This window comes from Flavobacterium sp. N1994, assembly GCF_025947145.1.
Classification (GTDB): domain Bacteria; phylum Bacteroidota; class Bacteroidia; order Flavobacteriales; family Flavobacteriaceae; genus Flavobacterium.
Genome location: NZ_CP109999.1, coordinates 652472 through 674492, shown reverse-complemented (window position 1 = coordinate 674492; position 22021 = coordinate 652472). Strand labels below are relative to the sequence as shown.

Here is a 22021-nt window from a genome sequence, read left to right as displayed (position 1 = left end):
CTAACCAAATTATATTAAAAAATAATTATGCAACACCGTTTTCTTGAGTAGAAACTTTTTTCAAGAAAGATCTGATTAATACACTGTTTGTATTGATACCAGAATTAATTAATTGTTTTTTGCTGAATGTTCCGTTTGATGTATTGTTTGAAGTTTTTTTAGAACCCATAAACCAAACTGCGAAATCCATTGAAGAAGCAACAGCGTTATCAGTAGCGATAACAGTTGTAGTATCTTTAGAAACAGAAACCTGAGTTGAAGTAGTTGCAACAACACTTGTAGTGTTAGTTTGAGCAAATGCTCCAGTTGATGATACTACTAATAATAAGAATGCAACAAATAATTTGATGTTTGTTTGAGTTCTGTTGTTATTAGCTGTTGTCATAATATTTTGGTTTTGTTGTTATTTCTGATTCAAAACTACTGCAACACCTCAACGGATGGAAATATTTTCGATAACTAACCTTAAAAGTCGTTTAATCGACAAATTCAATGAATTCGGGGGTTTTCAGCGTTTTTTTTGTGCAGTTCATCTATAAAATGTTAAAAAAAGAGGTATTTCATCGATGAAAAACCATAATTTTCTATGAACTACATCATCAGAAAGATTATCGTAACAACAAATGACCAAATAGTGACAAAATCTTAGTAAATTAGCCTCATAATATTTTATTCTGTCAAAATGAAAGTCGAGCAAAAAGGACATACTACTACTATTAGAAACACACAATGTAGTTCCGCAGAGTTTTTTCAAAAACTAAATCATGAATACGCTAGCTATAAATCTCAAAACTTAATTATCGATTTATCTCATGATAAAGAGGTAACGATGAATGATATTAAACTGTTCCTTGACATGTCTAATAAGCATAAGGAGAGTAAAAAGTCAATTATATTAGTTACCGATTCCATTAATTTTAATGATGTTCCTTCCCAACTCATTGTAGTACCTACTCAGCTTGAAGCACATGATATTATAGAGATGGAAGAAATAGAACGTGATTTAGGTTTTTAAAATAACCTTTCAACGCACTCTAAATTTTATAACTGTAAACTAAATAATGAAGTTAACCATATTGGGCTGTTATGCCGCAACTCCACGATCCATTACTAATCCAACTTCACAAATATTAGAAATTAGGAATAGAATGTTCTTAATAGATTGCGGAGAGGGAACTCAAGTTCAGTTACGTAAAAACAAACTCAAGTTTTCTAAAATTAATCACATCTTTATTTCCCATTTGCATGGTGACCATTTTTATGGTTTGGTGGGTTTGATTTCAACTTTTATGTTGCTCAATCGACAAATGGATTTACATGTATATGGTCCAAAAGGCATTAAAGAGATTATTCTATTGCAATTGCGTTTTTCTAATTCTTTTACTGGATATAATTTATTTTTTCACGAATTGACTTCTACTGAAAGTATCATTATTTATGAAGATGAAAAAGTATTGGTAAAAACAATTCCTTTAAAACATAGAGTATATACGAATGGTTTTCTTTTTCAGGAAAAGATAGGAGATAGGAAACTTAATATTGATGAAGTTAATAAGTACAAAATAGAAGCTTGTTATTTTCAGAAAATTAAAAATGGAAGTGATATTACACTTGATAATGGTACTTTGATACCAAATGCTGCAATTACTTTTGATCCAATTCAACCCAAAAGTTATGCTTTTTGTAGCGATACTATGTATGACGAAACGGTAATTCCATTAATCGAAAATTGTGATGTACTATATCATGAAACCACTTTTTTAGAATCGGAAGCTGAAAAAGCCGAATCAACCATGCATAGCACCGCAAAACAAGCCGCAGTGATTGCCAAGAAAGCAAATGTTAAGCAATTGATTTTAGGACATTATAGTACTCGTTATGCTAATATTAATTTGTTTCAACAAGAAGCTCAAACTATTTTTCCAAATGCACTTCTTGCGGATGATGGTAAAGTTTTTGAATTTGAATAACTATAAACTCTTTAAATTTGCAATTATATATCTAAACAATGGAAGATTTAAGCAACTATAGAAAGTCCTATGAAAAAAGTCAACTTTTGGAAAGTACTATTCCAGAAGACCCAATCAATTTATTTCACCGATGGTTTTATGAAACCAAAGAATCGGGTGGAGTAGATGAGGTTAATGCTATGACAGTCGCTACTATTGGTTTGGATGGTTTTCCAAAATCGAGAGTGGTACTGCTTAAGAAATTTAATGAGGATGGTTTTATTTTTTATACCAATTATAATTCCGAAAAAGGGAAAGCTATTCTCAACAATCCTAATATTTGTCTTTCTTTTTTTTGGCATAGTATGGAACGACAAGTCATTATTAAAGGTATTGCAGAGAAAACTTCGAATGCCATTTCTGATGCATACTTTGAATCTAGACCCGATGGAAGTAAGCTTGGTGCAATTGTTTCCCCTCAAAGCGATATCATCCCCTCAAGAGACTATTTAGATGCTAAATTAAAAGAACTCGAAAAACTATATGAGGGTAAAGAAATTCCTCGTCCTATTAATTGGGGTGGTTTTTTAGTTCGACCTTTAGAAGTAGAATTTTGGCAAGGAAGGCCTAATAGATTGCATGATAGAATAAGATATAAATTACAAGATGACTTCAATTGGAAAATTGACCGACTTTCTCCATAAAGTTACATAATATAACATTTTATAGTAAACCATTCTTTTTGAATGGTTTTTTTGTTTTAAACAAACTATAATTTATCATCGACGAAATGCAATAAAGTAGGAAATATTCTTATTATAAACACAATAAAGTGTATTTAATCGATTTTATTTGCTATTTAAACGGTAAAAGTAGTAGTATTGTCTAACCAAATCAAACAATACGTTCTGTCAATATTAACTAAATAAAGTGTTTGCCCCACATCTACTTTATTAAAAACTTAACCTACTACTATGAAAGCAAAAATGTTTAGAGCATTGTTGCCGTTAGCAATCGTGTTCACTATGGTTTCTTGTTCTTCTAACTCTTCAGAAGATAATTCAACTGCCAATAAAGTTGTAACTACTTACAACTATAATGACACCGAATTAAAACTAATCACGCTTATCAACAATCACCGTCAAAGTATTGGATTGAATGCTCTAGAAGTAATCAATCACATCTCTTACAAATCAGAAGAGCACAATATTTACATGATTGATAATAAAGTGGTGAACCACGATTATTTCCAACAAAGATCAGACAATCTTATTGCTGTATTAGGAGCTACAAGAGTAGCCGAGAACATCGCCTACAATTACCAAAACGCAGAAAGTGCTTTCAGTGCTTGGATGAATAGTTCAGCTCACAAAGCCAACATAGAAGGTGATTACACTCACATAGGTATATCAGTTTCCATAGATCCTACAACAGGAAAAAAATATTACACAAATATGTTCATTAAGAAAAAATAATGACATACTGTACAAAAGAAAAATAGTTTGATTATTGTTTTGTTTGATTTTGACAGATCGGAAAACCCACTAACTAAAGTGGGTTTTTTTATTTAATTATTTTAAACTTCCTACCATATCTTCTGGTTTCACCCAGGCATCAAAATCATCAGCAGAAACATACCCTAATCGAACAGCTTCCTCTTTTAAAGTGGTTCCGTTTTTATGAGCTGTTTGGGCTATTTCAGCAGACTTATAGTAACCAATCTTAGTATTTAAAGCTGTTACAAGCATCAAAGAATTATCTACTAACTCTTTTATTCTAGTATAATTAGGTTCAATACCACTAGCGCAATGCTCTTCAAAGGAAACACAAGCATCTCCAAGTAAACGAGCCGATTGCAAAAAGTTAGCTGCCATCACTGGTTTAAAGACGTTTAATTCGTAATGGCCTTGCATGCCACCAACTGAAATCGCAACATCATTCCCAATAACTTGAGCGCAAACCATAGTCAAAGCTTCACATTGTGTTGGATTTACTTTTCCTGGCATAATGGATGATCCTGGTTCATTTTCAGGGATTAGGATTTCTCCAATACCAGAACGTGGACCAGAAGCTAACATTCTAATATCATTGGCAATTTTATTCAAGGAAACGGCTAATTGTTTCAAAGCGCCATGACTTTCCACAATGGCATCGTGCGAAGCTAAAGCTTCGAATTTATTAGGTGCAGTTACAAACGGATGACCTGTGAATTTGGCAATATATTCGGCAACTTTTACATCATAACCTGCTGGTGTGTTTAATCCAGTTCCAACAGCAGTTCCGCCAAGGGCAACTTCTGATAAGTGAGCTAAAGTGTTTTTTAAGGCTTTAATTCCGTAATTTAATTGAGCTACATATCCTGAAATTTCTTGACCTAAGGTAAGAGGTGTAGCATCCATCAAGTGGGTTCTTCCAATTTTTACCACATTCATGAATTCTTTAGATTTTGCATCCAAAGTATCACGAAGTTTTTCTACTCCAGGTAAGGTGGTTTCAACAGCAGCTTTATAACAAGCAATGTGCATTCCAGTAGGGAAGGTGTCATTTGATGATTGCGATTTGTTTACATCATCATTGGCTTTTACTAGTTGTTCGCCTTCGCCAATTTTAAATCCAGCTAACACTTGAGCTCGATTAGCAATTACTTCATTCACGTTCATGTTGCTTTGCGTTCCTGAACCCGTTTGCCAAATTACCAATGGAAATTCATCGGCTAATTTACCAGCAAGGATTTCATCGCAAACAGTGGCAATGGCATCGCGTTTTTCAGTTGAAAGCACTCCTAAGTCACAATTAGCATATGCAGCAGCTTTTTTTAAATAAGCAAAACCTTCTATAATTTCTTTAGGCATTGAGGCCGATGGCCCAATTTTAAAGTTATTTCTAGAACGTTCCGTTTGGGCACCCCAATATTTATCGGCTGGGACTTTAACTTCACCCATTGTGTCTTTTTCTATTCTGTATTCCATTGTGTATTATTATATGTTAATAAGTAGTTTTAAATCTAGCCCCGATAGCAGTGGAAATCCTTTTTATTGTTTTCTGTAAAGTGTTCGTCATTTGCAATTTACATCCTGAACAATAAAAAGATTGCAACGGATAGCGGGAATTGGCTCCTAAAATCCAGCCCAAATTTACGGATAAAAACTAGTTAATAAAAATTGATTTTGTTTTTGGATAGGAGAATTATTCGGCTTACATTTGCGTATAATTCAAAAAATTCCGGAAAACATGTTTGAATTTCAACAGTATTTAGGTTTCTTAGCTTTCTTAACCATTTTAACCATTGGTTTTTGGTTAATGATGTTCTTAATCACTTTCATAGTTCCTTATTGGATTTTTGGAGGAATGAGAGAATTTCTACAAGAAAGAAGAGCTAAAAAAGAAGCCGAGCAAACAGCATAGTTTAGTCTATTTGTTTATGAAAAAGCCCCGAATTTCGGGGCTTTTTTATTGTTGTTATCCTGGGAAATCTCCGTTATCATTATTGTCTTGATTTCCTTTTGGTCTTTTGTCTTTCTCTTTTTCGTTTTTCTGAACATTAAAGCGATACACAAAAGTTAAGTTAATTTGTCTCACTCTCATTTGCATTTCGTTGTAGGAACTCAGACTTGGAATATTAGTTTCTGATATTCTTTTTCTGGAATTGAAAACATCGTTTATATTCAAAGTTATAGTGGCTTTATCTTTTAAGACATCTTTACTAAAACCAAGATTGGCTGCTAAGATTCCGAGTGTGCTTCCTTGTGTCGTATTTTGTGGAGCGTTATAGGTGGCGTTGGTTTGAAACTCAATTTTATAAGGAAGCGTAATTCTTGAATTTAGTTTAGCAAACCAACTACCTGCTGCTATATCAGTAGTTTGATATATTACGGTTGGAGAGCCATTTAATTGGTATTGATAATCGCCTTTTAGTTTGCTTTTGAAAATATTAAAATTACCATTCAATTTCCACCATTTAATTGGGGAGTAGTTTATGTTAAATTCAAAACCAACTCTGATATCAGTGTCTAAATTTACTGGAGTTGATATTGTTACTGGAGTTACAACTGTTTGTCCATTAACTGTAGAAGTCACGACGTCGCCATTGGGTCTTCTTATAAATTGAAAAGGAGCATTTGTCTTGTTGTAATACAAAGTTGAAGTAATAATAGTTTTTCCGATTTTTTTCAATACGCTAAGCTCTACAGCATCCGTTAAAGAAGGATTGATGTCAGTGTTTCCAACAAATAAATTGATATTACTAGAATAGTTGGAGAATGGGGATAAGAATCGGTAACGTGGTCTTGAAATTCTTTTACTATAATTTAAAGAGATATTAGTATTGTCATCAACCTCATAATTCAAGAAGGCACTTGGAAAAAAGTTATGGTATTTTTTGTTTTTGAAATCATTGGTTGTTAGCAAATTGATGTCAATATTAGAATCTTCATAACGAACACCGAATTGATAGGATAACTTTTTAAATTTTGACCCAAATTGAGTGTATAAAGCATTGAACTTTTCTTTGTAATCAAAAGTATTTGTGTAACTAGTATATGGAGTATAATTGCCAAAACTATCAAGACTTCCAACATTATATTTCGTTAATAATGTATTGAAATCTCCTTTGTATCCCGCTTCAAACCTACTTTCTTTACCGATAGGTAATGTATAATCAGCTTGTAGTAGATTTTTGCCTTGTGTTTGTAAATTATTGGTAGACTCAATTAATAAATCGCTTATAGCTCCAGTATAACTATTAGTAATTGTTGCGTAATCGTTATCTAAATTTTTTGAAGTTGTGAATAATAGCGTAAGATTGTGTCCGTCTTTTTTGAATTGTTTAGAAAAAATAGAATTGTATTCTATGTCTTCCGTTTTGGTGAACTGATCTGTAAATCTATTTTGATAGAATACGTTATTAGTTTCATTATTGTATAAATCATCATAAATAGGACTTGACCCGTTAGCTTTTCTGTATGAAAATGAATTGGTCCATGTAATTGATGGGTCTAAATACCAATCGGTTCCAAATCCATAATTAAAACCTTTTCTAGCATTTTCTCGATTGATGTTTTCGTCAATGGTTTTGGTTAATGCTCCGTTAGTATCAAAATATTGAGTATTGTTAATTCCTTTTCCTTTTGATTTACTATCGTTTATTCCGAGATTAGTGAAAAGATTAAAGTTTTTCGTTTTGTAATTAAATGTTCCAACTAAGCTATAGTTTTTTGGATCTCCTGCAGTAGCAGCAATAGTTCCATTAACTCCTAGATTTTTCCCTTTTTTCAAAACGATATTGATAATTCCACCACCCCCTTCAGCATCATATCGGGCAGAAGGATTTGAAATAACTTCAATTTTATCTAAGGCATCGGCAGGAATTGATTTTAAAGCATCGGCAATATTAATAGCTGTTGAAGGTCTTCCATCAATGAATATTTTTACATTGCTATTCCCTCTCAAACTTACATTTCCATCACCATCTACGGATACAGAAGGCACATTATCAAGAACATCACTTGCTGTTCCTCCTCTTGCCGTTAAATCTTGTCCAACGTTGTAGACTTTCTTATCCAACTTGATTTCAACAGCTGCTTTTTCCGTTTTGACTACTACTTCTGTCAATTGAGTAGCATCTTCATCTAAAGCTGTAGTCCCCATATTGGTGTTTCCAGAAAATTGTTTTTTAGATAAAACAGTAGGTTTAAATGAAATGAATTCTAATGTTACATCATAAACTCCTGGAATAATTTCAACAGAATAATCTCCCTTGTTATCCGTTATTCCACCAAAAACTAATTTAGGATTTTTATTGTTTTTTAGAGTAATCGTAGCATACTCAAGAGGAAGTTTACTAGTTTTTTCAATCACTTTTCCTGTTATAATGATTTTAGCTCGTTCAGGTCTTTGTTGAGAAAATAGTAAAAAACTATTGAAAGTAAAGAGTAAAGTAACTAAGAGTTGAAATTTTTTCATCAGAAATTTTTTCTAGATTAATGTCGCAAAAGTACGTTTTGGTTGAAACTTCATTTCCCAAATCTTTGTTAAATAACAAATGTTTAGGTTAGATAAAACTTTCTAATTTGTCTATTTCTCTACCAATTATTGCTTTATCTCCATCAATGACAATAGGTCTTTCGATTAAAATGGGATGCTTTGCCAAAGCTATTATTATATCCGAATCAGACATGGATTTGTCTTTGTAATTTTCAATCCAAATGGTTTCCTTTTGACGAACGATTGCTATCGTTTTGAGATTGAGTTTTTTAAGTAATACCTCTATTTCATTTATGGTAAGAGGATTTTTTAGATAATCAATAATTTCAAATTGTTTATTAGAATTCTTTAGAAAAACTAAACAATTCCTTGATTTTCCGCATCTTGGATTATGAAGTATTTGCAACATCTTTTTTTTACAAAGTAATATATATTTTTAATAGAAAAAAGTTAATTTAGGCGAAACAAAAATGAACCCTATGTTTTTAGAAAATGGCTTTTTACCACAAAATAAATTTTGGCGTTATTTAGTTGGATCATTAATAATATTTCTCGCTGCTACTTTGGGTCAAATACCTTGGGTAGTTGCAGTTGCTATAAAATCTTTCAAATCAGGGAAACCATTTCCAACAACAGAAACGGGAATGATGACTTTTTTAAATCTAAATATCACCCTTTTTTTATTGTTATTTTCCTTTGTCGTTGCTTTTATTGCGATCATTTTAGTCATAAAGTATTTTCATAAACAAACCTTATTATCGGTTACAACCTCTAGAAAAAAAGTAGATTGGAAAAGAATTATATTTTCCTTTTCACTTTGGGGTTTATTTACTGCAGGCTCAACATTGGCAATGTATTATAATAATCCATCTGATTTTGTTTATAATTTTAAACCTATTCCGTTTTTAATTTTAGCAATTATAGGAACCCTTTTAATTCCAATTCAAACCAGTACAGAAGAATATGTTTTTCGTGGGTATTTAATGCAAGGTTTTGCAGTTTTAGCAAAGAACCGCTGGTTTCCTTTAATTATGACTTCTGTAATTTTTGGTTCTATGCATATTGCTAATCCAGAAGTAGAGAAAATGGGGTATATCATTTTAGTATATTACATTGGAACAGGTTTTTTTCTGGGTATAATTACATTAATGGATGAAGGAATGGAGCTGGCTCTCGGGTTTCATGCCGCCAATAATTTAATTACAGCATTATTAGTAACATCTGATTGGTCAGCTTTTCAAACGAATTCTGTTTTTAAAGATGTTTCTTCCCCTTCAACAGGCTTTGAAATTTTGATTCCGGTTTTCGTTATTTTTCCGCTGCTATTATTTATCTTTAGTAAAAAATATCATTGGTCTAACTGGAAGGAAAAACTTACTGGAACCATTGAAATTAAATATTCTGAACCTACACAAAATCTAGAAAATAATGAGTAATCCAACCTACGAAAATGTACACAATCAGTTCAAATTGAATGGCTTTCATCTCGACAGAGAAGATTTGTGTCGTGTTGCCTACAGTTTTATTAAAGAAGGAGAAGATTTTGAGAAGCCTGTAGGTAATTTTCTATTAGATTGGTTTGACAGTAAAACTTACATCCAAATGGAAACTTCTGGAACAACAGGAGATCCTAAAACAATATCTGTGAGTAAACAGGCTATGGTAGATTCTGCCATAGCAACAGGTGATTTTTTTGATATTCATCCAGGAAATAGAGCATTACAATGTTTGCCAGTAAAATATGTAGCAGGGAAAATGATGTTAGTTCGCGCCATGATTTTGGGACTCGACTTAGAATTTGTAGCTCCAAGTTCACATCCCATGAAAAATAATGAGATCAATTTTGATTTCGTGGCTATGGTTCCGTTACAAGCTCAAAATTCTTTATCAGAATTAAAAAAAGTAAAGAAATTGATAGTTGGTGGAGCTGCAGTTAGTAAAGCATTGGAAAAGCAATTGCTAAAATTGCCAACGGAGGTTTATGAAACTTACGGTATGACCGAAACCATAACACATATTGCTGCTAGAAAATTAGGAGAAAAAGCGTTTACTGTTTTACCAAATGTTACCATTTCTTATGATGATAGAAATTGTTTAGCGATACATGCACCCAGAATTTCTCCCGAAGTAATTATAACCAATGATATTGTAGAATTGCTAAATGAAAATCAATTCATTTTCCTAGGAAGGATGGATAATGTCATCAATAGTGGAGGAATAAAACTAATTCCTGAGCAAATCGAAAATAAGTTAGCCAATAAAATACACCAACGATTTTTTATTACTTCCAAACCTGATGCTGAATTAGGTGAAAAAGTGATTTTAGTTATTGAAGGTGAAAAGCAAGATTTTGATAACACTCTTTATGAAGGCTTAGATAAATATGAAAAGCCAAAAGAAATTATTTTCATTTCTAATTTTAAAGAAACTGCTTCTGGTAAAGTTTTAAGGAAAGAAACCATGATATAAAAAAATCGTCCCTATTGTGTAGGGACTTTTTTTTATATAATGTATTTTATTTTTCCATTTTAAAATAATAATCTGCCGAGTGTTTTCCGCTACCATAGATAGTGTAAAAAATACTAAAACCTAAAGTTATTGTTGCTATTAACAAATTCATCACATTCATTTCGCCAATAAAATTGAGTAAAACAGCACCAATAAGTATGGGCAACTGAGCAATCAAAGCCCAACGAGTAAGTAGTCCAAAAGTAATCATAATTCCTCCCATAATATGAGCAGCAGCTATATAATGAAAGGTTAACATGCCTCCAAGAAAGTTACTAATAGGAGCAATGACATCTTCAAATCCTCTGTTGTTGCTTATGAAATAACCACCTTTATAAATTAAAAATAAACCTAATGTAATTCTTCCTGCATCGAACCATAATGTAGAATGGGAGTTGGCCCATTTATTCAAGCCTTTTACTGAAGTATCCATAATAACAAAGTTTAAAATTTAAACTAAGTTACTAATTTTAAGTTAAATACGTGTTATTTGGATAAAAAAATTATGTACGACTTAATTAACATTGATGTAAAAATCATTGGTTTTAACTTCTATTTCTTCTATGGATTTTATCTTTAATTTTGAGGTTGTCCATTTTATAGTTGGAGTTATTATGGTATCTTTTCCTTTAATTTTTATCCCCACAGGCATAGAAAAACTTTTCTCGTCTAATTTCCAACGATATTGTAATTTTCCGTTATTTATTTTTAGTTCTAATACAGGAATATTGGCATGTCTTAGATATTGGTCAAAAATAGGGTTTAGCTTTAATCCTGTTTCTTTATTAAAAAAAGCAACTACAGTTTCCGTATCGATAATTTTATTGTGGAATGTCTCAGAATACTTTAAGAATGTTTTCCACCATTTGTCATCATTATTTACAACATGTCGCAATGTATTCAAGAACAACGCTCCTTTTTCATACATATCTGTTGCTCCTTCTTTATTGACGCCAAACGGTCCAATGATAGGTTTTAGATTTTCAATATTTCTTTTTAATCCATTGATGTATTGTTGCCCTTTTTCATAACCAAATTGGCATTCTACATAAACAGCTTCCGTGTAGGTTGTAAATCCTTCATGAATCCACATATCAGCGGAATCTTTTGAAGTGATGTTGTTACCAAACCATTCGTGACCACTTTCGTGTATGGTTATGTAGTCAAATAGTAATCCAATTCCAGTAAAAGAACGATCCATACCAAGGTAGCCTTGTAGATATTTATTACCGTAGGCAACAGCACTTTGATGTTCCATACCTAAATAAGGAGTTTCTACTAATTTGTATCCATCATTGGCAAAAGGATAGGGACCAAACTTACTTTGAAAACAATCCATCATAGGTTTCACTTCTTCAAAATGAACTCTGGCTTTGGCTTCATTTTCTCGTAAAACATAGTAATCTAAATCTAAACCTTTATAGTTTTCATGGATATGAACATAATCGCCAATACTGACATTTATGGAGTAGGTGTTTATAGGATTTTTGACTTCCCAATCCCAACGTGTATAACCATTTTTTAAATCTTCACTTCCCGTCAGTCTTCCATTGGAAACATCCATCAACCCATTGGGAACGGCTACTTTTATAGTGGCTCCAAAATCAGGCTCATCGCTTTGAGAATCTTTTACAGGATACCATAAACTAGCTCCAGTTCCTTGACAGGCAACACCAACCCAAGGTTTTTCTTGGCCATCTTTAGTAAATACAAATCCACCATCCCATGGAGCTCTCTTGGCAATTATGGGTTTCCCCGAATAGTAAAAACGTATTTTTTCATTGGCCCCAGTTTTTAAGCCTGATGGGAAATTGATAAAAACAGCGTCAAATTCTCTTTTGTAATCTAGTTTTTTAGTGTTATAAATTATAGAATCGATTTGCATGTTTTCAAATAAATCGACTTGAATTTTAGTCGTATTTGAAGCAACTTTAAAGGAAATATCATTATAACCTGAAACCGATTTGTCATCAATATTGACTTTGATATTCAAATCATAATGCAATACGTCATAAGAGGTGCGCTCCGGTCTTAAACCACCTTGAAGAGAGTCTTTTCGGGTAAAAGTTTCTTGAGATGAAATGAATTGGAAACTAATTAAAGCAAGGAAAATGTAGTGTGTTTTTTTCATTATTATGACTATAAAATCTTAGGAGTTAGTAGAATGGGTTTTAGCTTTGTTACACCTGAATAACACCCAAATTAAATTTCTTTTCAATAGGGGAGTGGTTTGCTGCTTCTATTCCCATAGAAATCCAGGTACGAGTTTCTAAAGGATCAATGATGGCATCAGTCCACAATCTTGCTGCAGCGTAATAGGGAGAAACTTGGGCATCATACCGTGCTTTGATTTTGTCAAATAATTCTTGTTCTACTTTTTCGTCAACGGTTTCGCCTTTAGCTTTTAGCGATGAAGCTTCGATTTGTGCTAATACTTTAGCAGCTTGAGTTCCTCCCATAACGGCTAGTTCCGCACTTGGCCAGGCAAATATTAACCGAGGGTCATAAGCTTTTCCACACATAGCATAGTTTCCGGCACCATAGGAATTCCCAACTATTACTGTGAATTTTGGTACCACCGAATTAGAAACAGCATTTACCATTTTGGCACCATCTTTAATGATTCCACCATGTTCTGATTTAGACCCCACCATAAATCCAGTAACATCTTGAACAAATACTAATGGGATTTTCTTTTGATTACAATTGGCAATAAATCGTGTGGCTTTATCAGCAGAGTTGGAATAAATTACTCCCCCAAATTGGATTTCTCCTTTTTTGGTTTTAGAAACCGTTCTTTGATTGGCCACAATTCCCACAGCCCATCCGTCAATACGAGCATAGCAGGTGATGATAGATTGTCCATAATCGGGTTTGTACATGTCCATTTCTGAATTATCGACAAGACGTTTTATAATTTCCATCATATCGTATTGGTCACTACGCGATTTTGGCAGAATTCCATAAATATCTTTTTCTTCTAAGGCTGGTTTTTGAGAAGCTTCTCTGTTGAAACCGGCTTTTTCATAATCCCCAATTTTTCCAACGATACTTTTAATTCGATCTAGAGCATCTTTATCATCTTTTGCTTTATAATCAGTCACACCTGAAATTTCGCAATGTGTTGTGGCTCCACCCAATGTTTCATTATCAATATTTTCACCAATAGCTGCTTTTACTAAATAACTTCCAGCCAAGAAAATACTTCCCGTTTTATCTACAATCATGGCTTCATCACTCATAATAGGAAGATACGCTCCTCCAGCAACACAACTGCCCATAACTGCTGCAATTTGAGTAATTCCCATGCTACTCATTATAGCATTGTTTCTAAATATACGTCCAAAGTGTTCTTTATCTGGAAAAATTTCATCTTGCATTGGCAAATAAACTCCAGCAGAATCGACTAAATAAATAATCGGCAATCGATTTTCCATGGCAATCTCCTGAGCGCGAAGATTCTTTTTGGCTGTAATAGGAAACCAAGCGCCAGCTTTTACTGTAGCATCATTGGCCACAACAATGCATTGTTTTCCTTTGATGTATCCCATTTTCACTACAACTCCACCAGAAGGGCAACCACCATGTTCTTTGTACATTCCGTCCCCAACAAAAGCTCCTATTTCTACACTTTTTGCTTTAGCATCAAGCAGATAGTCTATTCTCTCTCGAGCTGTCATTTTACCTTCGGCATGTAATTTTTCTATTCGTTTCTCTCCACCGCCAACTCTAACTTTAGCAAAGCGTTGTTTTAAATCAGTTAGTAAAAGTTTGTTATGATCCTCGTTCTTATTGAAGTTAATGTCCATAGTAGTTAAAGGTGCTTTTAAGTATTGTTTTGATTGAGTGCTAAAATACGAAAACGTTTTCAATAACATAAAGTAGTATATTTGATTTTATCCTATAAGTTTTGGAAAGCTTTTTTAATTTGTTAATATTCTCTTAACATTAGAAGAATACATTTGTACCATTAAAATGAAATTAAAATGTCTTTAAATACTATTTTCCAGTTTTTAGTTCCGAAGGATAAAAAGTTTTTTCCTCTATTTGAACAAGCTTCAACTAATTTAATTTTACTAGCTGAAACATTGCACGAAGCAGTAAATGCTCCAAAATCAGAAAGAGAAGAATATTACAGAAAAGTTGAAGAACTTGAAGCTGTCATCGAAGAAATTACCCATAAAACACACTTAGAATTAAGCCGAAACTTTATCACTCCATTTGACCGTGAGGACATTCACTCTTTAATAAAAGCGATTGATAACGTGGCTGATAATATGCACGGTGCAGCTAGTAGAATGCGTTTGTATCAAATTGAAAAAATCACTAAATCTATTCGTAAGTTAACCGAAATTAATTTGGAAGCTTGTCAATTAATTGGTCTTGGAATCAAAGAATTGAAAGTGATGAATCACAAGAACATTAAAGATACCTGCAAAAAAATCAATAAGTTAGAGAGTAAAGCAGATTCTGTATTTGATAAAGCAGTTGCTGATATCTTTGAAAACGAAACTGACGCTAAAAACGTTATCAAATACAAAGAAGTGCTTTCTGCTTTGGAAATGGCCTCTGATAAATGTAAAAGTGTATCGAATGTAATGGAGCAAATCTCTGTTAAACATTCATAAATTATAATCAATTAGGAAATTATGACATTACTAATTGTAATTATTGTCCTTGCCCTGATATTTGATTATATCAATGGTTTTCATGACGCTGCTAACTCGATTGCGACTATTGTTGCCACTAAGGTATTAACACCTTTTCAGGCTGTACTTTGGGCTGCTTTCTTTAACTTCTTAGCCTATTGGGTTTTTGGATTTGGAGTTGCCGATACGGTTGCTAAAACAGCCAATAGTGCGAGTATTGACTTGGTTGTAATCTTAGCCGGAATCATTGCGGCAATTATCTGGAATTTATTTACCTGGTGGAAAGGAATTCCATCATCATCTTCACACACACTTATTGGTGGTTTTGCAGGAGCAGCTATTGCTCACGGTTTTCGTGGAGTTACCGATCCGGAGCATTTTGGATTTAAGATTGTTAACTGGTACAAAGCAGCTAAAGAAGGCGAGTTATTGCCATCGGGCGTGTTCGTCGTTATTGCTTTTATTGTTTTTGCACCGTTGTTGGGAATGTTAATATCTTATTTCATTTCCTTATGGCTTATGTATTCCTCCAAGAAAAATATTTACCCAAAAATACTCACTGTTGTATTGATGTTTTTGGTTGCCTGGTTTTTATCAAGTGTTTTAAAATTTGATATCGAGGCAGACCCAACAAAAAAATATTTATTTAATAGCCCATTTTGGTATTTCGTAAGTGAACCATCCAATATTAAATGGTTTTTGGTTGGAATTATATTTTATAGTCTGGCAATTTTTAATTTATTCTTCAGTAGCTTTTCTACGGCTAAAGCCGAAAAAGTTTTAAAAAGAATGCAGTTGCTTTCATCAGCAGCATTCAGTTTAGGACACGGTGGAAATGATTCTCAAAAAGTAATGGGAATTATAGCAGCAGCAGTTGCCGTTTATTTAAGAATAAATCCACACGTAAATATGTCAACAGGTTGGTTAGATTTAAATGTAATTTTACCAGATGACGATAAAGGAATTAAAGCACATATGCCGGGCTGGATTCCGTTAACCTGTTACACAGTTATTGCTTTAGGAACATTGAGTGGCGGTTGGAAAATCGTTAAAACAATGGGGTCTAAAATTACTAAAGTAACTGCTTTTGAAGGCGTAGTAGCAGAATCTGCAGGTGCATTAACTTTGTTTACAACTGAACATTTTAAAATACCGGTATCAACAACACATACTATTACAGGATCTATTATTGGGGTTGGAGTAACCAAAAGAGTTTCGGCCGTTAGATGGGGCGTTACTGTTAAACTTCTTTGGGCTTGGGTATTAACCATTCCAGTCTCAGCTCTTTTAGCAGCTATGGTTTATTATTTACTTAGATTATTTTTATAAAAATTTCATATACCGAAAAGCCAACTGTACTGTTGGCTTTTTTTATAAGCAGTTCTTATAGGTTAAGAAATCATTTGCTAAACATCAATTAATTGTAAATCGCAACACAAACAACACTACAATATGAAAAAAGCACTACTACTGATTGTCTTACTAACTTCAGTATCGATGTATTCCCAAGTCATTACGACTAATAAATACAACGACCTTAAATTATCTACTTCGCCTTATTACAGTTATAAAAAAGGAATAGGCTTAACCACTCCGGATAGCTTATTTCAGTTGAACATTCGATTTAGAATGCAAAACAGAATAACCTACATCAAAAACGAAGATGAAAATGGAGGTTATGACGGACAAGTGCGTCGTTTGCGTTTGCGTTTTGATGGTTTTGTTGTCAATCCAAAAATTCTGTTTGCCTTGCAATTATCATTTGCGCCCGGTGATGTTGGTGTAACCAAAGAGGGGCAAAATTTAAATGTAATACGCGATGCGGTAGTTTATTACAGACCAAACAAACACTGGAGCCTGGCATTTGGACAAACCAAATTACCAGGAACAAGGCAAACTGTAAATTCATCCGGAGCATTACAGTTGACGGACAGAACAATCAATAATGCCAGATTTGGCATTGACAGAGATTTTGGTTTTCAGGTACATAATTTAAATGAATCGCCAGATAAATTCTCGTATAACTTCAAAACCGCACTTTCGGGAGGAGAAGGTCGAAATCAAACCGGTAAAGCCGATGATGGTGTGGCTATCACAGGAAAAATTGAGCTAATGCCGTTTGGTTCTTTTGCCAAAGACGGAATCTATTTTGAAGGCGATATTCAACGCGAGAAGAAACCAAAATTATTGCTTTCAGGAGCCTTTCAGCAAAATAACCATGCCAGAAGAACCATGGGAGAAACGGGAAGCGATTTGTATGAAACCAGAACCATAAAATCGGTTTTGCTTGATGCAATGTTTAAATACCGAGGTTGGGCAGCTATGATGAGTTATATGTCGAGAACCACCAATGAAAATGCCATAACCGAAAATCCGGACGACACAACTATAACTAATTATGTTTATGTTGGAAGCGGCTTTGATTACCAACTAAGTTATATTCTTCGCTCCAATTATGAAATAACTGGAAGGTTTTCGACACAAAAAGCGGGTGATGATATAAAAGCATTGACTCCAAATACCAATGAATATAGTCTTGGTGTTACCAAATATATTTGGGAACACACATTTAAACTGCAAAGCGAATTGACATTTGACAAATTGAAATTCGATAATGGTGAAACTAAAAATAACTGGTATCTGCGCTTTCAGGTTGAAATCGGAATTTAATTGACAATTAACAATTGTTTCATTTTTGATTTCCTAAATTTGATATTCTAAAATTGAAAAAAATATGAAAACTAAATTACTCTTGTTGGCTCTGATAATGCAAAGTACGACTTCCGTTTTTTCACAATCTAAAACAGTGGAATATAAAGATGGTAATCAAGTGCTAAGTGGTATCAGCGTTGCCCCTTCTAAATCATTAAAAAATAAACCAGGTATACTAATTCTTCCTGCTTGGATGGGAATTGATGATCATGCCAAAGACAGTGCTAATCGATTGGCTGCTATGGGCTACACTACTTTTGTAGCTGATATATATGGTGTAGATCAAAGACCTAAAGATTATTCTGAAGCAGGAAAGAAAGCAGGTTATTTTAAGAAAAATATAAAGGAATATCAAACTAGAATTCAACTAGCATATGACCAATTGATTAAACAAGGAGCTAATCCAGACGATATTGTAGTGATGGGTTATTGCTTTGGTGGAACAGGGGCAATAGAATGTGCTAGAACGAACATGAAAGTAAAAGGGATTGTATCTTTTCATGGAGGTTTAGGTCGTGATGAAACTAGAACAATTGATGCCATTACTCCAAAAGTACTTGTACTTCATGGTGCCGATGATCCATATGAATCAAAAGAAGAAATCGAGAAGTTTCAAACCGAAATGAGAACCGCAAAAGCCGATTGGCAAATGGTTTATTATGCTAATGCTGTTCATTCTTTTACCGACAAAAATGCAGGAAATGATAATTCAAAAGGAGCCGCCTATAATGAAAAAGCAGAGAAGCGTTCTTGGGAAGCTATGCTTACTTTCTTAAAAGAAGTTTTATAATAAATTATCACTTTTAAAATAAAGCCCAAAACCTACATAAGTTTTGGGCTTTATTTTTTTAGAAAACTGTTGAAAACGATAAACTTAAACCCTGTCAGCAATTCTCTTAACATAAATTTAATACAAAGGAAATCTAATAGTAATGAACCGATAACATCAACTTAATTTAGCGGTTGTTCCTTTGCCTCAAAATTAAAACAAACTTTATGTTAAGATTTAAATCATTATCGGTTATCTTTTTTTTGTTGCTAGTTAGTATAGCAAAAGGACAAATTACAACTTCATCATTAACGGGAAGTATCTCTAGTCAAAATGCCCCTGTAGCTGAAGCAAATGTATCGCTAATTCATTTGCCAACCAATGCTACTTATGAAACAACAACCAATAAACAAGGAAGATTTAGTTTAGACAATCTAAATGTTGGAGGTCCGTACAAAATTGTGGTAAAAAGTATGGGCTTTCAAGATTATACCAATTCTCAAATTCAATTATCATTAGGTGATAATGACTTGCACGCTATCGAAATTGAAAAAAATGTTAATGCATTGCAAGAGGTAACAGTGGTTGGGAAAAAAGGGTCTAGCAGAAATGGTGGTACCAATATTACCCAAGCTGTTATCAATGGGTTGCCTAACATAAACAGAGGTATACAAGATGTAACTAAACTTGTTCCTCAAAGTGCCAATAACTCCTTTGCTGGTACTAACTTCAGATATAATAATGTTACTATTGATGGTTCTATAAATAATGATGCTATTGGATTTAGCCCTTCCTTAGGTGGACAATCTGGAACTTCAGGAATGCCAGGAAGTAGCACCCGAACTAATTCTATAAGTTTAGATGCTATTCAAGACGTTCAAGTTTATATCGCTCCTTATGATGTGAAATTAGGAAATTTTCTTGGAGGAAGTGTAAATGCTGTTACTAGAAGTGGTACTAACAAAATCTCAGGATCAGTTTATAGCTATGGAAGAAATGCGGCTATCACTGGCAAAAACAATGCAGGAGATGGTTCAAAAATGCCAAACTCATTCGAAGATTACCAATTAGGTTTCAGATTGGGATTACCAATAGTGAAAGACAAAGTGTTTTTCTTCACTAATGTTGAATACACTAAAAGAATAGATCCGTTATTCTATAACTCAGGCGATACAGATGCAAATGGAAATGTTACTTCATTAATTGATAATACAGTTGCTCAAACCATCACTAACTTTGTACAAACGAAATATGGTTTTGATGTTGGTTCATACAATAGTTATGACAACTATTCGATGAGTAGAAAGTTTTTTAATAAAATTGATTGGAAAATAAACAACAAACATTCGCTATCGATAAGAAATAATAGTGTTTTTGGAGAAGCTTCCAACTTAGAAAGAGACAATAAAAACTTCCGTTTTGCTAGTTTGAATTTTATACAAAAAAACACCGCTATTAGCACAGTACTTGAATTCAAAAGTCACTTTAATAGCAGATGGTCAAACTCTTTTATAGCAGGGTATTCGAGTATTAAGGATTATCGTGAGCCAACATCAGGAAATATCATGTTTCCACAAGTTGAAATTGGATATAATGGTGGTACCATATTTTTAGGAAATGATAGAGAAGCTACCGTTTTCAACATGAAACAGAACACTACTGAAATTACCGATAATTTGACTTATAAAGTGGGTAATCATACCTTATTATTTGGAACACACAATGAGCTTTATGATATCAATTATGGATTTGTAAATGCCTTAAACGGACGAGTTTCTTATAAAACTTTGGCTGATTTCTATGCAGGAACACCATCACGTGTAAGAGGAACATATCCTTTTGATGGTTCAACAAGAGACGAGATTTTCAATAATCCTTACGCAAAATTTAATGTAAACATGTACAGTGGTTACATACAAGACGAAATTAAAATTGGAAACAAATTGAAAGTGGCAGTGGGTTTAAGAGTTGATTATACAGATTTACCTAATAAACCAAATTTAAGCTCTCAAGTACAAACGTCACCTAATGATCCAAATTATGGTACTACATATGAATACACTCATTTAAGTGATATCAAAAATAACTTCTTTACTTCCGCTTCTCTTTCACCAAGATTTGGATTTACCTATAACGTAAAAGAAGATAAATCCATTGTACTTAGAGGAGGTTCAGGGGTATTTACTGGAAGAATTCCTTTTGCGTGGTTAGGATATGCTTATTACAATGATGGTGTAGGTTATGCTAGTTTTGATAGAAACAATTTAACAGCGGCCCAAGTTGCTGCCAACGGAGACCCATTAGCCGCAGGAGGATTGAACGGATATCATGATGCTTCTCCAAAAATTCAGGCTGATTTAATTGACAATAAGTTTAAAATGCCACAAATCTGGAGAAATTCATTGGCAGTTGATTATACTATTAAAGGATACAAATTATCGTTTGAAGGAATTTATACAAAAGTAATTCAAGATTTGATGTTCCAACAAGTGAACAAAACTGATAATCCTACTTACTTCTCCTACGATGTTAATCACGAAATGCCAATTTATTCCGCTAACATCAATCCCGCTTTTTCTAATGCTTATATGTTGTCTAATACCAATCAAGGATACCGTTATAGTTTAACAGAAATGGTTTCTAAGACTTATGATTTTGGATTAAACTTTATGGCTGCTTATACTTATGGACAAGCCAAAGACATTAGTAACGGAATTAGAAATTCGATGGAAAGTAACTTCCAATTGAATCAATCTTTAAGTCCTAATAACCCTCAATTGGCCACCTCTAATTTTGATATCAAACACAGAATTGTTGCTAATCTAGGATATGCTGTTAATCTAACTAAAAATAATACATTATCAGCTAATGTTTTCTTCAATGCACAATCTGGAAATCCATTCACTTGGGGATTTGTAAATTCTACAATAGCAGGAACTGGACAAGCTGCAGGTTTGGCTTATATCTTTAAAGACGCTACACAAGCGGCTCAATATATTGGTGTAAATGCTGCTGGAGTTCCTTCGGCTACTGCTGCACAACAGGTTGCCGATTACGAAGATTTTATCAATAACAATGATTATTTGAGTAGTAGAAGAGGAAAGTTTACCGAAAGAAATGGTGATTTCACTCCATGGAACATCCAAACTGATATGAGAATTATGGATGAATTTAGAATATCAGATAAAAAAGATAATGTTCATACAATCCAATTTTCAATTAGTATTATCAACGTTGGTAACTTAATCAATAAAGATTGGGGAAGAAGTTATTTTGTTCCCAATACGTTCAATTCAACAGCAAGTATTGGATTAACTAAAACAGGAAATTTAAGTGCTAATGGTGACCCAATCTATTCCTTTAGTAAACCAACTTCAGCACCTTATGTTGTTGATCAATTTGCTTCAAGATTCCAAGCGCAATTTGGAGTAAGATATTCATTCTAATACCCA

General features: G+C 33.4%; 19 protein-coding genes. 12 read left to right on the top strand and 7 right to left on the bottom strand.

The features are described from left to right. Positions 1-25 precede the first annotated feature (25 nt). Positions 26-385: a hypothetical protein gene (locus OLM53_RS03150; RefSeq protein ID WP_264521607.1), complete on the bottom strand. Its 360-nt coding sequence runs from the start codon at positions 383-385 to the stop codon at positions 26-28. 297 nt (positions 386-682) lie between these two features. Between OLM53_RS03150 and OLM53_RS03145 the strand changes: the two genes are divergently transcribed. The 4 genes from OLM53_RS03145 (at position 683) to OLM53_RS03130 (ending at position 3424) form a co-directional block, all read left to right on the top strand. Then, complete coding sequence (locus OLM53_RS03145; RefSeq protein ID WP_264521606.1) at positions 683-1015, top strand: ribonuclease Z; 333 nt, start codon at positions 683-685, stop codon at positions 1013-1015. 46 nt (positions 1016-1061) lie between these two features. Next, the gene (locus OLM53_RS03140; RefSeq protein ID WP_264521605.1) at positions 1062-1970 is read left to right on the top strand and encodes a ribonuclease Z; all 909 of its coding nucleotides are present in this window, start codon (positions 1062-1064) and stop codon (positions 1968-1970) included. A gap of 38 nt (positions 1971-2008) precedes the next feature. Further along, positions 2009-2653 (top strand): pyridoxamine 5'-phosphate oxidase, encoded by a 645-nt coding sequence (gene pdxH / locus OLM53_RS03135; protein WP_264521604.1) that lies wholly within the window; start codon positions 2009-2011, stop codon positions 2651-2653. 270 nt (positions 2654-2923) lie between these two features. Then, on the top strand, positions 2924-3424 hold the full coding sequence (locus OLM53_RS03130; protein WP_264521603.1) for a CAP domain-containing protein: 501 nt from the start codon (positions 2924-2926) through the stop codon (positions 3422-3424). 96 nt (positions 3425-3520) lie between these two features. On the opposite strand, the gene fumC is transcribed toward OLM53_RS03130, so the two are convergent. Continuing rightward, positions 3521-4918 (bottom strand): class II fumarate hydratase, encoded by a 1398-nt coding sequence (gene fumC, locus OLM53_RS03125; RefSeq protein ID WP_264521602.1) that lies wholly within the window; start codon positions 4916-4918, stop codon positions 3521-3523. Between the two features lie 262 nt (positions 4919-5180). Between fumC and OLM53_RS03120 the strand changes: the two genes are divergently transcribed. Beyond that, the gene (locus OLM53_RS03120; RefSeq protein ID WP_264521601.1) at positions 5181-5354 is read left to right on the top strand and encodes a hypothetical protein; all 174 of its coding nucleotides are present in this window, start codon (positions 5181-5183) and stop codon (positions 5352-5354) included. Between the two features lie 54 nt (positions 5355-5408). Here the strand turns inward: OLM53_RS03120 and OLM53_RS03115 are convergent, their stop codons facing one another. Next, positions 5409-7910, bottom strand: a complete 2502-nt coding sequence (locus OLM53_RS03115) for a TonB-dependent receptor domain-containing protein (RefSeq protein ID WP_264521600.1) — start codon at positions 7908-7910, stop codon at positions 5409-5411. An 88-nt stretch (positions 7911-7998) separates the two neighbouring features. After that, the gene (locus OLM53_RS03110) at positions 7999-8340 is read right to left on the bottom strand and encodes an ArsC/Spx/MgsR family protein (protein ID WP_264521599.1); all 342 of its coding nucleotides are present in this window, start codon (positions 8338-8340) and stop codon (positions 7999-8001) included. A 70-nt stretch (positions 8341-8410) separates the two neighbouring features. Between OLM53_RS03110 and OLM53_RS03105 the strand changes: the two genes are divergently transcribed. Then, complete coding sequence (locus OLM53_RS03105; protein WP_264521598.1) at positions 8411-9367, top strand: CPBP family intramembrane glutamic endopeptidase; 957 nt, start codon at positions 8411-8413, stop codon at positions 9365-9367. Further along, on the top strand, positions 9360-10400 hold the full coding sequence (locus tag OLM53_RS03100) for an AMP-binding protein (RefSeq protein WP_264521597.1): 1041 nt from the start codon (positions 9360-9362) through the stop codon (positions 10398-10400). The genes OLM53_RS03105 and OLM53_RS03100 overlap by 8 nt, the downstream gene beginning before the upstream one ends. A gap of 46 nt (positions 10401-10446) precedes the next feature. Here the strand turns inward: OLM53_RS03100 and OLM53_RS03095 are convergent, their stop codons facing one another. The 3 genes from OLM53_RS03095 to OLM53_RS03085 all read right to left on the bottom strand — a co-directional run bounded on the left by OLM53_RS03095 (position 10447) and on the right by OLM53_RS03085 (position 14248). Next, positions 10447-10872, bottom strand: a complete 426-nt coding sequence (locus OLM53_RS03095; protein ID WP_264521596.1) for a DoxX family protein — start codon at positions 10870-10872, stop codon at positions 10447-10449. An 81-nt stretch (positions 10873-10953) separates the two neighbouring features. After that, positions 10954-12570, bottom strand: coding sequence for a M1 family metallopeptidase (locus tag OLM53_RS03090; protein ID WP_264521595.1), 1617 nt, complete (start codon positions 12568-12570; stop codon positions 10954-10956). A gap of 49 nt (positions 12571-12619) precedes the next feature. Beyond that, positions 12620-14248 carry an acyl-CoA carboxylase subunit beta gene (locus OLM53_RS03085; RefSeq protein WP_264522413.1) on the bottom strand — a complete coding sequence of 543 codons (1629 nt, stop codon included), beginning with the start codon at positions 14246-14248 and terminating at the stop codon, positions 12620-12622. A gap of 177 nt (positions 14249-14425) precedes the next feature. Here OLM53_RS03085 and OLM53_RS03080 point away from each other — a divergent pair, with 177 nt between their 5' ends. From OLM53_RS03080 to OLM53_RS03060, 5 genes are all read left to right on the top strand, one after another. Further along, entirely contained in the window at positions 14426-15067 is a 642-nt protein-coding gene (locus OLM53_RS03080; protein ID WP_264521594.1) for a DUF47 domain-containing protein, read from the top strand. 21 nt (positions 15068-15088) lie between these two features. Further along, the gene (locus tag OLM53_RS03075; RefSeq protein WP_264521593.1) at positions 15089-16417 is read left to right on the top strand and encodes an inorganic phosphate transporter; all 1329 of its coding nucleotides are present in this window, start codon (positions 15089-15091) and stop codon (positions 16415-16417) included. A gap of 123 nt (positions 16418-16540) precedes the next feature. Continuing rightward, positions 16541-17758 carry an OprO/OprP family phosphate-selective porin gene (locus tag OLM53_RS03070; protein ID WP_264521592.1) on the top strand — a complete coding sequence of 406 codons (1218 nt, stop codon included), beginning with the start codon at positions 16541-16543 and terminating at the stop codon, positions 17756-17758. Positions 17759-17822: 64 nt separating this feature from the next. Continuing rightward, entirely contained in the window at positions 17823-18590 is a 768-nt protein-coding gene (locus tag OLM53_RS03065; RefSeq protein ID WP_264521591.1) for a dienelactone hydrolase family protein, read from the top strand. A 206-nt stretch (positions 18591-18796) separates the two neighbouring features. Further along, complete coding sequence (locus OLM53_RS03060; RefSeq protein ID WP_264521590.1) at positions 18797-22015, top strand: TonB-dependent receptor; 3219 nt, start codon at positions 18797-18799, stop codon at positions 22013-22015. The last annotated feature ends 6 nt before the right edge of the window (positions 22016-22021 follow it).

What these genes read in the sequence shown, in the direction of transcription:
- OLM53_RS03150 (WP_264521607.1), bottom strand. Translation starts at nt 385, where the DNA reads ATGACAACAGCTAATAACAACAGAACTCAAACAAACATCAAATTATTT.
- OLM53_RS03100 (WP_264521597.1), top strand. Translation starts at nt 9,360, where the DNA reads ATGAGTAATCCAACCTACGAAAATGTACACAATCAGTTCAAATTGAAT.
- fumC (WP_264521602.1), bottom strand. Translation starts at nt 4,918, where the DNA reads ATGGAATACAGAATAGAAAAAGACACAATGGGTGAAGTTAAAGTCCCA.
- OLM53_RS03060 (WP_264521590.1), top strand. Translation starts at nt 18,797, where the DNA reads ATGTTAAGATTTAAATCATTATCGGTTATCTTTTTTTTGTTGCTAGTT.
- OLM53_RS03070 (WP_264521592.1), top strand. Translation starts at nt 16,541, where the DNA reads ATGAAAAAAGCACTACTACTGATTGTCTTACTAACTTCAGTATCGATG.
- OLM53_RS03145 (WP_264521606.1), top strand. Translation starts at nt 683, where the DNA reads ATGAAAGTCGAGCAAAAAGGACATACTACTACTATTAGAAACACACAA.
- OLM53_RS03115 (WP_264521600.1), bottom strand. Translation starts at nt 7,910, where the DNA reads ATGAAAAAATTTCAACTCTTAGTTACTTTACTCTTTACTTTCAATAGT.
- OLM53_RS03065 (WP_264521591.1), top strand. Translation starts at nt 17,823, where the DNA reads ATGAAAACTAAATTACTCTTGTTGGCTCTGATAATGCAAAGTACGACT.
- OLM53_RS03075 (WP_264521593.1), top strand. Translation starts at nt 15,089, where the DNA reads ATGACATTACTAATTGTAATTATTGTCCTTGCCCTGATATTTGATTAT.
- pdxH (WP_264521604.1), top strand. Translation starts at nt 2,009, where the DNA reads ATGGAAGATTTAAGCAACTATAGAAAGTCCTATGAAAAAAGTCAACTT.
- OLM53_RS03140 (WP_264521605.1), top strand. Translation starts at nt 1,062, where the DNA reads ATGAAGTTAACCATATTGGGCTGTTATGCCGCAACTCCACGATCCATT.
- OLM53_RS03110 (WP_264521599.1), bottom strand. Translation starts at nt 8,340, where the DNA reads ATGTTGCAAATACTTCATAATCCAAGATGCGGAAAATCAAGGAATTGT.
- OLM53_RS03130 (WP_264521603.1), top strand. Translation starts at nt 2,924, where the DNA reads ATGAAAGCAAAAATGTTTAGAGCATTGTTGCCGTTAGCAATCGTGTTC.
- OLM53_RS03105 (WP_264521598.1), top strand. Translation starts at nt 8,411, where the DNA reads ATGTTTTTAGAAAATGGCTTTTTACCACAAAATAAATTTTGGCGTTAT.
- OLM53_RS03120 (WP_264521601.1), top strand. Translation starts at nt 5,181, where the DNA reads ATGTTTGAATTTCAACAGTATTTAGGTTTCTTAGCTTTCTTAACCATT.
- OLM53_RS03080 (WP_264521594.1), top strand. Translation starts at nt 14,426, where the DNA reads ATGTCTTTAAATACTATTTTCCAGTTTTTAGTTCCGAAGGATAAAAAG.
- OLM53_RS03085 (WP_264522413.1), bottom strand. Translation starts at nt 14,248, where the DNA reads ATGGACATTAACTTCAATAAGAACGAGGATCATAACAAACTTTTACTA.
- OLM53_RS03090 (WP_264521595.1), bottom strand. Translation starts at nt 12,570, where the DNA reads ATGAAAAAAACACACTACATTTTCCTTGCTTTAATTAGTTTCCAATTC.
- OLM53_RS03095 (WP_264521596.1), bottom strand. Translation starts at nt 10,872, where the DNA reads ATGGATACTTCAGTAAAAGGCTTGAATAAATGGGCCAACTCCCATTCT.